Raw genomic sequence first — 12,853 nt, forward strand, 5'->3', positions numbered from 1 at the left:
GCCCAGGTGCCGGCGATGGCGGATGGGTGCCCTCTTGCCGGCGGACGCGAACGAGGCGTGATTTGGCGGCCGGCGCTATTTATCCGAGCGCTTTGAAATGGCCGTAGCGAGCAGGCCTATCCCTGCTGCTGCCCCCGCGGCAAGGATACCGGCGCCGACCAGCGACAGACCGCCATCCTGGCGCTTGAAATGAGGGCGGTGCTTCAGACGCGCGAGCAGCGGCGTGCGTTTGGAGATCGCCTCGAACATCTCGCCCGGCCCTTCGGGATCGAGGACTTTGTGATCGGCGAGCCATTCGCGAACGGAATCGAGGTCCGGCACTTCGTAGGGCCGCAGCGAGCGGCCGTCGCCGCGCAGTTTTTCGATTGTGGAAATGACCGAGCCGGTCTGTTCCAGCAGGTCTTCGATCGTCTGACAGTCCGTATCGAGATGCTCGGCCAGAAGGGCGTTGCGGATGCCGGCAATCGTCTCGCGCTGGCCGGCATTGGCTTCCCGGCCGGCGTCGATGACGACGTCGCATTCGGTGTCCAGGCGGAGCGAACGATTGTTGAAATTCGAAGACCCTACGCGCAGCACTTCATCGTCGACGACCGTCACTTTGGCATGCACATAGATGGGGTGGCCCTTCGCGGTATAGGGGTGATAGAGCCGCAGGCGACCATGGACGTCCCGCTGCTGCAGCGCCTCCACCAACCTGGCGCGTGCGGAATCCATCGCGATCGGCTCAAGCCAGCCTTGCGCGGATGTGGGATGGACGATCACGAATTCGGGGCCGTCAGCCTCTGCCAGCCGCTGCGCGATGGCTTCTGCGACCTTTCTTGAGGCGAAATACTGGCTTTCGGCATAGAACCAGCGCTTCGCCCGCATGATGAGGTCGACATAGAGTGCCTCGATCTCGTGGCGAGGATCCTGTTCGGCCATTTCCGGAACGGTGAGCGCGATGCCGACTTCCACATCGGTGAAGTCGCTTTCGACGTCCTCTGGCCAGCAATCCGCATCGCACGAAGCCGGAGCGAGCGCGCTTCCGCCCGAAACTTCCCAGCGTTTCCGGCACATGTCGCCCAGCGTGCGTGCGACCGGCCCCTGGAGCATCGTGGTGGCATCGTGCCAGGGACCGTAAGGCGTGCCATCGGGCTCCAGACGGCGGGGTTCGTCATCATCGTGTTGGCGCGTGTCCCAGCGATCGACAGTCATGTCGATCCCGCCGCAGAAGGCGACGTCGTCATCGATGACGACGACTTTCTGGTGATGCGATCCGGTAGGGGGATGATGACCATCGAGACGCATGTGAATTTGCGGATCTTTGATCCACTGCGCTATTCTCAGTAACGTCTGACCGTGAAACAGCGTCTTGATGGCACCCGTATCCCAGCGCAGGATGTGGACCTGCAGGCCCGGAGTCCGCCGGACGAGCCAACTGAGAAACGCACCGACCTGGTCCGGCCCGCCGTCGTCCTTATCGCCGCCGAACCGGATGCGGGCATCGAAGTCCCATCCGACCAGCAGGATCTGCTTTTTCGCCCGCAGCATCGCGGCGCGTGCTGCTTTGAAATAATCATCTGCGTCTACGATGACGGCGGCACGGGTCGCGTGCTCGATCCGCCAGCAATTGCGTCCGGGTTCGAGCAGGGTATCAGGTGTGTCCATGACTGCGCCATCGCAGGCCTGGCGTGATCTGCCAAGGGCGAGGTGTCTCGCGGCCGGCTCCGGCGAGACTTGTGCGGCCTGAAAAGCGCGATCCTCAAAGCATGGGCGGGAAGGATGAAGGCGCGAGGAACAAGCGGGGGTGGCAGGTCGTGCCCGCGCAACGAACGCAAAAGCCGCCACAAAGGGTGTGAAGACAACGGGCTTGAGGGTTTCGCCGGTCCTCAACGGCCAGTCCCTCATCCAGCATTCATGTCCTGTCGACCTACAAGGCGGGATACCGGCATGCCTGGTTACAAAGCGAGCCAACCGACTGGAATGCTGAACAACTTCCCCAACCTCACCGTTGGCACACATATCCCGGCACTGTCCTCACGCCTCAATGGAGCAGCGTATGAATCCGTCCCCTGGAACGCCGCGCAAGGCCGCGACGCTTTGGTTCGCAATCGCCTCTTGCCTCGTGCTTGCAGTGCCTTCTCTGGCAGCCGGAGAGGCGGACGGGGATGCCGGGCTTGTACGGCACGATGTACCCGTTTCCGCCGCCGATCCTGCGGCGACGCAGGTGCCGAACCCGGTGACAAAACTGCAGGACAGACATCTCGTGCTGCTTCCGTCCGCCGGTACGGCGCGCAAAGCAAAGCTGTTTCTGTTCGTCGACGGCACGCGCACCGCCACCTCGATGACTCAGGATATCGTGCGGACGGCGGCAAGACGCGGCTACCATGCAATTTCCATCGCCTATCCCAATGCGGAAGCGGTCGCAGCGCTTTGCAAAGGGTCCGCCGACGACGACTGCACCGGAAAGGTGCGCGAGGAAATTCTGACCGGCGAGGATCTGACGCCGTTGCTTACCGTCAGCCGTCCCGATGCTATCGAGCCCAGGCTGTACAGGCTGCTCAAGTATCTTGCCGCCACTTATCCTGATGAAGGATGGAGCGCTTTCCTGAGTCATGACGCGATCGAATGGTCGCGCGTCAGTGCCGTTGGTCATTCCCAAGGCGCTGGACACGTCGCCCTGCTTGCGAAGCGGCATGCATTGCTGCGTGCTGTCATGATTTCCGGCGTGGCGGACGTCACAAGGGCGGGCCTCACCTCGCCATGGCTGTCGAGACCGAATGCCACTCCGGTCGAGCGGCAATACGGCTTCTCTCATGTTTCCGACCCGGTGGTGCCCCTCTCGGTCGCGAAGGCGAGCTGGGAAGCCATCGGTCTGGCGCGGTTCGGGCCTGCTCAGGGGACCGATCTGACCCGCGCGCCTTACGGAGGGTCACACCAGCTGACCACTGCACGGCCTCTTGTGGCGCTGGTGAATGCGCACCTCGCCATGGCGTTTGACAAGTTCCTGCCGCGCCGGGCCGACGGCACGCCGTTTTACAAGCCCGTCTGGGAATTCATGGCGCTACCGTAACTTGTCCGGTCGAGTGGCACGGCCCGGCCGTTGACGCCGAAGCATGGTTTCGCGCATCGGCTAACGCCCCGTCTTCGCACTTTCCGGGTTTTGTTTCTCCAGGTTTTCGCGCCAGCGACTGCGATATTATAAAGGCTTTCTCCACCTTACCTACGCAGGAACAGCCTTGTCTCATTGGGCGGGATGATTGCGAATGAGACAAAGTTGCAATAGGCGCCTCCTATGCTCCTGCCGATTTCGCCCAACCTGCTCCTGACGCTCACCCTGCTGCTCAAGACCAAGAGCGTCAGCGGCACGGCGTTGGCGCTGGGCGTGAGCCAGCCGAGCGTCAGCCGGTCGCTCTCGCAGCTTCGCACTGCGCTCAAGGATCCGCTGCTCGTGCGGTCCGGCACCGGCATGTCGCGCACCCGCCGCGGCGAGGAACTGGTTGGCCGCCTGGCCGACTGGATGGCGACCACATCCGCGCTGCTGGTGGAAGAGCGCTTCGATCCCGCGCGAGTGGAGCGTCGCTTCCGCGTGGCCACCACCGATTTCGGCGTCATGTCCGTTCTCTTGCCCGCCATGGCCGCCTTGCGCGCCGAGGCGCCTGCCATCGGCATCGACATCGTGCCGCTGAGCCACGCCACGCACCGCGCATTGGCCGAGGGCGATATCGATCTGGCCATTTCCGGGCTCGATCACGATCCTTCGCAGCTTCACCGCGCCCTGCTGTTCGAGGACGAGTTCGTCTGCGTTACGCTTGCGGATCATCCGCTGGCCGGCAGCGATGAGCCGGTGCCGCTCGACGCGTTCCTGGCGCATTCGCATCTGAGCCTGACGGTCAGCGAGGCCGAATTGGACCGGGTGACGATGTCACTCGGACCCAACGCCGCCTCGCGCAAGATCGCCGCCAGCCTGCCCTATTTCAGTCTCGCGCCGGACATGCTGGCGGCAGGGGACTTGGTCATGGTGCTGCCCTCGCGGGCTGCGGACCGCTTCGAGGCGGGGCAGGGCCTGGCCACGCGCCCGGCGCCGGCCGAGTTGGGCGTGCTGCAGTACTGGCTGCTCTGGCATGAGCGCAGTCACCGCGATCCCGCTTCCCGCTGGTTGCGGGAGCGGCTCGGACGCCTTTCGGCTTCCGGTTCGCGGCCATGCATTTCTGAATAGTCGATATCCGATCTTGACTGTTGGCCCGAGCGAAACACCGGGTCAAGAGCGCTACTGCAAAGCATTCGCATTAGTGTTCCAAGGGGGTAATCGTGATCCACAAGTTCCGGCTGCGCACGAGCGCGGCCGCCGTTAGTCTTGCCGCGGCTCTGCCGGGCGTGACGACGGCCTTCGCCATTCCGTCCGCTCTGGCCGACGAGCTTGGCGAGGATTCTGGAGGCGCCACCAGCGCTTCGACCATCGTCGTCACCGCCACCAGCCGCGAGCAGGAAGTGAAGGACGCGCCGGCCTCGATCAGCGTCATCACCCGCGAGGACCTGGAGCGCCTGCCTTACCGCGAGGTGACCGACGCCCTGATGGAAATTCCCGGCGTGACCGTCACCCCCGGCGAGGGCAACAGCCGCGACATTTCGATCCGCGGCATGTCCCCGCAGTACACGCTGATCCTGGTGGACGGAAAGCGCCTGAGCAGCCGCGAGACGCGCACCAATGGCGGCAACACGTCCGAAGGCGGACTGCTGCCACCGCTGGAATCGATCGAGCGCATCGAAGTGGTGCGCGGGCCGATGTCCTCGCTTTATGGCTCGGACGCGATGGGCGGCGTCGTCAACGTCATTACCCGCCGCATCGCGCCCTCATGGCGTGGCAGCGTGCGGGTGAACGGCACCATGCAGCTGGGCAGCGACTACGGCAATTTCTACGACGGCAACTTCTATCTCTCCGGCCCGCTGGCCAAGGGGGTTGGCCTGCAGGTCCAGGGCGCGATCAACCGCCGCAGCGAGGACCGCGTGGTCGGCGGCACGCCTGAGCGAAAGGACGAGAGTCTGGGAGGAAAGGTAGGCTTCTCGGCCGGGCCGGACCACGACTTCCTTGTTGAGGGCGGCTTCTACCGCCAGGAAGTGACCGCTACGGCCGGCAAGACCGTGGAAGTGACCGCTACGGTGCCCGAAGGTACGCGCGATGTTCAGACCCAGGAACGCTACGTCGCCGCGCTCAGCCATTCCGGCCGCTGGGGCTTCGCCAATTCGGAAAGCTACGTCCAGTACGAGGATGCCAAGAACCTCGAAACCACCAAACGCATCAAGAACACCGTCGCGCAGTCGATCTGGTCGGTGCAACTTCCTTCCAACATGCTCAGTCTGGGCGGTTTCTTCCGTAACGAGGATCTGACGGACACGGTGGGCAACCTGCTGCCCGGTTCCAGTCGCGCCGGTGCCAGCCGCACCAACTGGGCGCTGTTTGCCGAAAACGAGCTGTCAATCCTGGATACCCTGCGCCTGACCGGAGGGCTTCGTCTCGACAATGACGAGCAATATGGTGCGCACTGGACGCCGCGCGTCTACCTCGTGTGGAACACCACCGCGCAATTCACTCTCAAGGGTGGCTATTCGCAGGGCTTCCGCGCACCGAACCTACGCCAGACCCTGCCTGACTGGGGCCAGTCCAGCCGCGGCGGCACCATTTACGGCAACCCCGATCTCGAGGCAGAGACCTCACGCACGATCGAGGCCGTGGCCATGTATGAGGGCAAGGGCTTCCAGGCGAGCCTGACCGCTTACGACACCCGCTTCAATGACAAGATCACCCGGCTTACATGCGAACAGGCCGGGGCCTGGTGCGTGAACGAGCCGCTCAGTTCGATCGGCCGGCCGCCGACGACTTACGTCAATGTCGACAAGGCCAAGGTCCGCGGGATCGAGGCGACCATCGATCTCAACCTCACCCGAACCCTGCGGTTCAACGCTACGGGGACGCTGACCGATTCCGAGCAGCTCACCGGTGCCAGCGCGGGCATGGCGCTCAACGACACCCCAAAACAGCAGGCCAGCGCTTCGCTGAACTGGCGCCCGGACGAGCGTCTCAGCTTGTATGCCCGCGCAGTGTTCCGCGGCGAGGAGGCGGTTACCGAAGCCCAGATCAGCGGCAACAATCTCGTCGTGGAATCCTATACCACTGTGGACATGGGCGGTTCCTACAAGGTCTCGCCCGGCTTCACCTTCCACGCCGGCGTGCAGAACCTGTTCGACAAGCGCCTGAACTACGACGAGGCCGGCTACATGATCGATCCCGCCCGCGTCTGGATGGGCGCGACCGCCCGCTTTTGACTCGGCTCAAAGGCGCTTCGGTCCCGCTCCGAAGCGCCTTTCCTCGGCAAGCTGAAGTATTTATCGAAACTTCGACACGTTAGGACTTGGCCAGATCCCGGTTCCAGCTGCAATCGTTTACTTCAATCCCTTGTCAACAGTTGCGGAACTGGACCAAATAGCTCGGGCAGGGGCGTTGAGATCTGGGGTCGTTGCAGCTGGTAGGCGCTCCCAGCGCCGAATAAAGGTGCAATGGCGATACCAGTAGCGTTTCAGGTGGCGGTGGCAGTCGGCACAATGATAACTTTCGGCCCCATAGCATCTCAACCTCGGGTCTCACGCCGCCTCGCCAGTAATGAAGCTGGATATCGGAGTGTCCAAGGAAGAGGACCACTGAGCTGGTTCTCGCGCCAGAGCGATCCGGCTTCGCTAGCTGAACGTTTGAAGAGGTCAGGACGGCATCGCGCGCCGCCGCGATCGGGCATGCCCCGTGACATGGCAGACATGGTCGACGAGGCCGCCGACCAGCGTGCGCACTTTGTCAGGTGCGAAGCCGCCATCGTCAGGATGCTTGCCGCCCATAAGGTGCCGCCGGTTCCATTTCCAATAGGGCGCCAGCACCTGGATGAGCCGCGCCGTCTCGGCGCAATCGTAGCCGAACGCGGTGACATTGGCGTAGGCCAGCGATCGATCGACATTGAGGCTGATGTGCCGCGCACACCAGCCGTCCGGAAAGCCGACATCGAGCAGGTGCGAGGATAGCGCGAGCTGGACGACGATGCCGGTCGAGTAAAGGAAATCGGGCCAGTCGCCGGGCGCATCAGGCGCGAGGCTGCTCATGAATTCCTCGGCGCGGTGGTAGCGCGCGAGGCTGAGCTTGCGGCCCTCCTGCGTACGGACCAGGCGCACCGGCTCGGCGCCATAGATTTTCCACAGCACAGCGAGCGCGGAATTGTCGTGTGGCAGGGAGTCCAACGCCGCCGACACGGCGGCCATTTCATCGGGTGAAGTCGCAGGAACAAGATTGTTCATTTAGCACCTCCGGGTCCGCATCAGGGCGGGTTGGCGGAAGGCCGAGGACCATGCGGAGCAGTCCCGAACTCCCGCACGCTAACGCGCGGGAGCCGCCGGAGCTGGTAACATGTCAGTAACATGCGCCGCCGCCTTTCACCCGAAGGTTTGGACATGCGCGACGGCACCCCGGAAAACCGTGTTTTCCGAGCTTGGATTACTGACGGGATTACCAGTCCCGGCGCTGCCCTTTGCGCAGCGCCTTGGCAGGATAACAGACGGGAATCCTTAGGCCGGGGGCCTGAGTTAATCTCGGGGAGTGGGACGGTTTAGGCGCCTATCGGTGACGTGGTGGGCTCAGGAATTAATCGTGGCCAATGGAAGCGGAGCCCAGCCGTTATAGCCGCAGTTCCGCTGCTGCCCGCAGCGCTGCCTGGCAGCATTTCCGCTTGCGAATGGCGGGATGCCTGGCCCACCGATCTGACGTTCGCCGCTAGGCTCTGGCATGCGCGCTGCGGACGTTTGCATCATGGCCTCGATCTCGATGATGGAAAATGTCACTTGTCCCGAAGGTGCGCGGGGTGGCCATCCGATCTCCAGCCGCCTAACGATCGCCGGACCTTTGAAGTGATGGATGGTGACGCAAGTGAGTGGCGTGGTTCGACGTGGTCGGAAGCAAGTCGGATGGGATAGGGGCTCGGTTCCTCCCAACCGCGAGAAAGCCGAACGCCTCCCGCTGGCGGGTCTGCTCGCATTGGGGATGGCCGCGTTCGTCACCCTACTCACGGAGATCATGCCGGCCGGTCTGCTCTCCGCCATCTCGACCGGCATGTCGATCTCGGAAAGCGTGGCGGGCCAGTTCATCACGGCGTTTGCGGTCGGCGCGCTCATTTCGGCGATCCCGGTCACCGCGATGACCCGCAGCCTGCGACGCAAGCCCCTTTTGCTTTTCCTTCTTGGTGGGTTCGCTGCGGTCAATCTGATCACGGCGCTGTCTGGCAACATCTATCTCACCCTTGCAGCGCGCTTCGTGGCTGGCCTCTTCGGCGGCGCAGTCTGGTCAATGCTGGCTGGCTATGCTGTGCGCATGGCCCCACCGGGCATGGGCGGCAGGGCCATCGCGATTTCTGGCGCGGGCGCAACGGCCGCGCTCGTGGTCGGCGTGCCTCTGGGCTCGGCCTTGGGACACGTGCTCGGCTGGCAGGGCGCGTTCGGGATGGTTTCGGGGCTGGCGTTTGTGCTTATGATCTGGGTCCAGCGGATCATCCCGGACTTCCCTGGCGAGCAGGGCGGCGAGCGGGAAAAGCTGCTTACGGTCCTGCTGCGTCCCGGCGTCGCCGCGACAACGGCGGTGATCCTCACCTACATTATAGGCCACAACATCATCTACATCTTCGTAGAGCCCTTCCTGCGCGCGATCGGCCAGGCCAGAAGCCTCGACCTGATCCTGCTCCTCTTCGGCATCGGGTCGATCGGCGGCCTCGCCCTGGTCGGCGCGCTTGTGGATCGACACCTGACTGTGATGGGGCCGGTGCAGCTCGGCTTCTTCATGGCAGCGCTCGCGATGTGGATGTTCGGCGCTACGGCGACGCTCCCGATCTATCTGTCCGCCGTCATATGGGGCATCTCCTTTGGTGGCTTCGGCGCGGTCACCCAGACGGCGATAGCGCGGCTGGCACCTGATTCCATGGACGTCGCCCAGTCGATGTGCACGACAGCCTGGAACAGCGCCGTGGCGCTGGGCGGGGTCGCAGGGGGCTTCCTGCTGGATCGCTCCGGGGCAGGATCGTTCCCTATCGTGAGCGCGGGTATCCTAGGCGTGTCGCTGATCATCCTCGTGGTGGGCGTGAACCGCCCGCTGATGCGGAGGCGCTGACTACGGATGTCGACCGCGGTGGGATCGATTGCTGTCGCTCCATGATTGGCCGTCCACGCATGGGATTCTGCATAGGCGATGGAAGGGCATTAGTTGGGGGCAGTCTGGAAGGGCAGCTTCGCAGATCCGAGAACGGGATAGCGGACATTCCAACGCTTCGGCGTCGCCTTCCGGTGCGGGCCGTTCCAGGACGCTCAGCCGCCGATTTCCGCTCCCCACGAGCGGACTGGCGGCATCCACCTAAATTGCAGGCACTCCAAGCTTCAGTGCTAGGCCGAAACTCAACCTTCAGTCTCTGGAGAGATAGCGCTTCAGGCGATCTGGACGCTGGGGGATCGGGATATTTGGATCAAAGACGAACACTTTTGCACCGGTCTTGGCGAAAATAGTCTGCAATAGGGGAAGCGCGCTCGTGGGTGCGGCGACGTGGACCTTTGAGCCTTTAAGTTGACCCGGTTCGGCATCGGCTAAAATGGCTTTCAAGCGTGCCACGAAAAAATAAAATGGCGCAATGCTGGCAAAGCTCATCGTGCCATGCTCATAGTCAAGCGGCAGTAGTGCGTCGCGTAGCCAGCCTTCCGATGCAGCATAGTCAGGGGCATTTGGGTCGCGAAGAACCGTCGTGGATGTAGTCTCGTCCTTCCAGTCTGATGACGAACGATTGAATGCCTCGTTCAGATAGCCGTGCCAGTTTCGTTCGGTGTTCTCGCTGGGGCCGAGTAACGGCGCGATGAACGCCTGTTTGGCCTGCTCTTCATAATCCCGCTTCTGGCGGGCCACAAATTGTGCTGTCGCCTCCGCCCTCTGCCAATCAGGCGATGAGCCGGAAATTACCGAGCCATCGGACAGCCGCAGCACAGCATCTAGGTAAGTTTCCTCTTTGCTCTCTTCCTGCTCGTCTGGAACGACGATCGGGATGACCAGCAACCCTTCCGGCGTAAGATGTGGCTCACCGCGCCACTGGATCGAGCTGACCGAATGCTGCAACGCAGCAATGTGGTCCGTCGATACAATGTCGCTCAAGGCCAGTGCGCGGATCAGTTGCCCATGGCCATCGTAAATTACCACGACGTTTTGGCCATATCCCATGGAATGCCAGTTATCGAAGGTCACCAGATATTTTCCGCCATCGGCGATCAGCGCGTCGACCGGAGCCACTTGGTTGGACAAGTTGCCGGACCATATACGAATCCATTGACCAGCATTTTCAAGATGCTCGATCGTCGCTGTCGCCTTGGAGTCCTTATGCCCCTTCGGTGCCCCCGCTGGCTCGCGCCCTTTCACCTTGTCGGAAAAATAAGCCAACGGGCTGGTGATCGGGCGCGGATCAATTCGGACACGATAGGTTTGGTCTGGCGACACGTAAATCTTCGGCTCAGCGGGGAGCCAACTATCAGCGTTGCTCGGTGCCGCCCAACAGACAAGGAGAGCGAGCAGAAGGTGGGAGTGAATTCGCGTCATTACGAAACCCTAGGCTGAAATTAGCATGCTACAATGCCCCATCGCCCTATTGGCCTCGCGAGAGGGCGACGACCTTGCAATCCCTGAGCCTTTGTCGCCGTTCAAAGAGTGATCGCCAGTCCCCAAGTGCAGACCGGCAATAATCCGGTAGCTGTCTACGACATAGTGGACATTCCATTCACTTGTTCTCGTAATTCCCGCTAGCGCGGGAGCGAAGCTTCAAAAACGGCGGATCGCCCTTCCAAAAGCGTTTCTCCGGCCAGTGGGCAAGCAAAGATTTAGCGGGCGATAGCATTTCGCCTGTTCGGTCTATGTTCCACCGTGTATTCTCTCCATACAAGATGTCCGCGGAGGACGAACATGGCAGTTCCAATCAAGTTTTCGCACGTGCTTTTCCAGACGCGCCGATATGAGGAAATGCTGGCTTGGTACCAGAACGTTTTCGAGGCGGTGGTCGTTCATGGCGACGCAGTTCTGTCTTTCCTGCGATATGATGAGGAATACCATCGGTTCGCTTTCGCCAATCTGGAAGTTTTGCAGCCGGAACCGATCCAGGGCGCAGGAAAAGCCGAAAGCGGCGTCAATCATCTGTCGTATACCTACGCAAGCGCAGGTGACCTGCTGGACCTCTATGCTCGGCTGCGCGACCTCGGCATCACCCCCTATTGGCCGGTCCATCACGGCGTGACCTTGTCTTTCTACTACATGGACCCGGACGGTAATCGCATCGAACTGCAAGTCGATTGCTTCGACAGTGAAGGCTCGATCGCATTCATGAAGAGCGATGTCTTTGCTCGAAACCCCATCGGCGTCGGCGTGGACCCCGAAGCGTTGCTCCAGCGATATCGCCACGGGGCTTCCCACGAGGAACTGATTGCTCGGCCTGAGGGGGCGATTTCGAACATACCCGAAGCCCACGGCGTCACATAAGGCTCGCACATCGTTCAGCGCAGTGTCTGCGATGAAGATGAGCTTGAAAGCGAAGCCAACGTTCTCGACATCCACTCAACTCATTGAATTTGAATGCTATCGCCGTTCAGGGCATGGGAGGCATGAAGCGTCCTCGATCCCGCTGTGGCGGGCGCCTCGCCAACTCTTGGTATCAATTCACCTGAGGTAATTTAGTGATTACGAAAATGCTGATCCGCTCGCTGGCTCTCTCGGCTTGTGTGCTCGCGCTTTCCGCCTGCGGTAGCCAGGATAATGACAAATCGCATCAGGCGCATACGCCCGCCGATCAGGGCGAACTGCAGAAATATAATGCCTATGTCGAAGCCGCCAATATGGGGCAGGTTTCATTCGCGAAAACATTGGAAACGTACCGAAAATCGATCGAGCCTGCTTTCGATGGCAGGAAGGATATGACCAACCTGTTTTTCCCTTGTGAGCCTGGAATCGGAAGGATCAAGGAGCAGTTGGACAAGGCGATCGCTATGAAGCCTGATATGGCGGAACTCGATGGCGCTGGCCGCGCCTACAGCGACGCACTTGGCAAGGTCGATCCGCTTTATCGCGATATGGCGAACTATATCGAGGCGAAGACCTACACCAGCGATAAGGGTGCGCACGGCCGCGAAATCCAGCCTTCACTCATCGCCGCCCTCGAGAACCTAGCTACTGCTCAGTCTGCCTACATGAAGGGTATCGATGCCAAGGACCGGGCCAGGATCAAGGCGGAGTTCGAGGCCACCAAGAAAGACACCCTCGATTATTACCGCATGGGTATGGTCTACCATATCAAGGAAAGCATTGACCATGCATCGGGCGTTCTCGACGGCAAGGGCCTCGGCGATCAGAAGGACGCTTTCAAGGCATCGCTCGATCAGTTCAATATCATGGGTATAAAGTTCGAAAACAAGATCCGCGAGACGAACAAGGATGGGTGCCCTGGCTTCATGCTGCATGTAAACGCCTATCTCGCCGCCGGACGAAACATCATTCAGCGGACCGAGGACGGCACATATGCCAAGGAGAGCAAGAATAACTCATCATTCATGTTGATGAAGCCGCAACAGACTCAGGATGGAGAGACTCTGCTGCAGAACTACAACGACGTGATTAGCAACATCAACATCAAGCAGTGCTGATGGTCGATCGTTAAACTGAGGCGGACGCTGCGCCGCCTCACCTGAGATGACGGGTGACGGCGGCAGGATACTCGGGCTGAAAACGCCCCGGAGCGGCGGCTCCTCGCTCCCCTGAAAGGGGAGAAGCCTATAACGA

Annotated in this window: 9 protein-coding genes; 6 read left to right on the top strand and 3 right to left on the bottom strand. The window is 61.4% G+C overall.

Features of this window, described 5'->3' with window-relative positions; all coding sequences use genetic code 11:
• Positions 1-75: 75 nt before the first annotated feature.
• Positions 76-1,647 carry a phospholipase D-like domain-containing protein gene (locus tag EDF57_RS12265; RefSeq protein ID WP_134094571.1) on the bottom strand — a complete coding sequence of 524 codons (1,572 nt, stop codon included), beginning with the start codon at positions 1,645-1,647 and terminating at the stop codon, positions 76-78.
• 379 nt (positions 1,648-2,026) lie between these two features.
• Here EDF57_RS12265 and EDF57_RS12270 point away from each other — a divergent pair, with 379 nt between their 5' ends.
• The 3 genes from EDF57_RS12270 to EDF57_RS12280 all read left to right on the top strand — a co-directional run bounded on the left by EDF57_RS12270 (position 2,027) and on the right by EDF57_RS12280 (position 6,303).
• Complete coding sequence (locus EDF57_RS12270; protein WP_208324856.1) at positions 2,027-3,052, top strand: hypothetical protein; 1,026 nt, start codon at positions 2,027-2,029, stop codon at positions 3,050-3,052.
• 222 nt (positions 3,053-3,274) lie between these two features.
• Complete coding sequence (locus EDF57_RS12275) at positions 3,275-4,198, top strand: LysR family transcriptional regulator (RefSeq protein WP_132266522.1); 924 nt, start codon at positions 3,275-3,277, stop codon at positions 4,196-4,198.
• Between the two features lie 92 nt (positions 4,199-4,290).
• On the top strand, positions 4,291-6,303 hold the full coding sequence (locus tag EDF57_RS12280) for a TonB-dependent receptor (protein WP_243841036.1): 2,013 nt from the start codon (positions 4,291-4,293) through the stop codon (positions 6,301-6,303).
• A 429-nt stretch (positions 6,304-6,732) separates the two neighbouring features.
• Here the strand turns inward: EDF57_RS12280 and EDF57_RS12285 are convergent, their stop codons facing one another.
• Positions 6,733-7,314 carry a hypothetical protein gene (locus tag EDF57_RS12285; protein WP_134094470.1) on the bottom strand — a complete coding sequence of 194 codons (582 nt, stop codon included), beginning with the start codon at positions 7,312-7,314 and terminating at the stop codon, positions 6,733-6,735.
• A 739-nt stretch (positions 7,315-8,053) separates the two neighbouring features.
• Here EDF57_RS12285 and EDF57_RS12290 point away from each other — a divergent pair.
• Positions 8,054-9,169, top strand: coding sequence for an MFS transporter (locus tag EDF57_RS12290; RefSeq protein ID WP_208324857.1), 1,116 nt, complete (start codon positions 8,054-8,056; stop codon positions 9,167-9,169).
• A 288-nt stretch (positions 9,170-9,457) separates the two neighbouring features.
• Here the strand turns inward: EDF57_RS12290 and EDF57_RS12295 are convergent, their stop codons facing one another.
• Entirely contained in the window at positions 9,458-10,630 is a 1,173-nt protein-coding gene (locus EDF57_RS12295; protein ID WP_134094472.1) for a hypothetical protein, read from the bottom strand.
• A 360-nt stretch (positions 10,631-10,990) separates the two neighbouring features.
• Here EDF57_RS12295 and EDF57_RS12300 point away from each other — a divergent pair, with 360 nt between their 5' ends.
• On the top strand, positions 10,991-11,560 hold the full coding sequence (locus EDF57_RS12300; RefSeq protein ID WP_134094473.1) for a VOC family protein: 570 nt from the start codon (positions 10,991-10,993) through the stop codon (positions 11,558-11,560).
• 206 nt (positions 11,561-11,766) lie between these two features.
• Entirely contained in the window at positions 11,767-12,717 is a 951-nt protein-coding gene (locus EDF57_RS12305; protein WP_134094474.1) for a YiiG family protein, read from the top strand.
• Positions 12,718-12,853: the final 136 nt, after the last annotated feature.

Source organism: Novosphingobium sp. PhB55 (assembly GCF_004368805.1).
GTDB lineage: Bacteria > Pseudomonadota > Alphaproteobacteria > Sphingomonadales > Sphingomonadaceae > Novosphingobium.

Coding starts and splice junctions, on each gene's coding strand:
- EDF57_RS12265 (WP_134094571.1), bottom strand. CDS start 1,647: ATGGACACACCTGATACCCTGCTCGAACCCGGACGCAATTGCTGGCGG.
- EDF57_RS12270 (WP_208324856.1), top strand. CDS start 2,027: ATGGAGCAGCGTATGAATCCGTCCCCTGGAACGCCGCGCAAGGCCGCG.
- EDF57_RS12275 (WP_132266522.1), top strand. CDS start 3,275: ATGCTCCTGCCGATTTCGCCCAACCTGCTCCTGACGCTCACCCTGCTG.
- EDF57_RS12285 (WP_134094470.1), bottom strand. CDS start 7,314: ATGAACAATCTTGTTCCTGCGACTTCACCCGATGAAATGGCCGCCGTG.
- EDF57_RS12290 (WP_208324857.1), top strand. CDS start 8,054: ATGGCCGCGTTCGTCACCCTACTCACGGAGATCATGCCGGCCGGTCTG.
- EDF57_RS12295 (WP_134094472.1), bottom strand. CDS start 10,630: ATGACGCGAATTCACTCCCACCTTCTGCTCGCTCTCCTTGTCTGTTGG.
- EDF57_RS12300 (WP_134094473.1), top strand. CDS start 10,991: ATGGCAGTTCCAATCAAGTTTTCGCACGTGCTTTTCCAGACGCGCCGA.
- EDF57_RS12305 (WP_134094474.1), top strand. CDS start 11,767: ATGCTGATCCGCTCGCTGGCTCTCTCGGCTTGTGTGCTCGCGCTTTCC.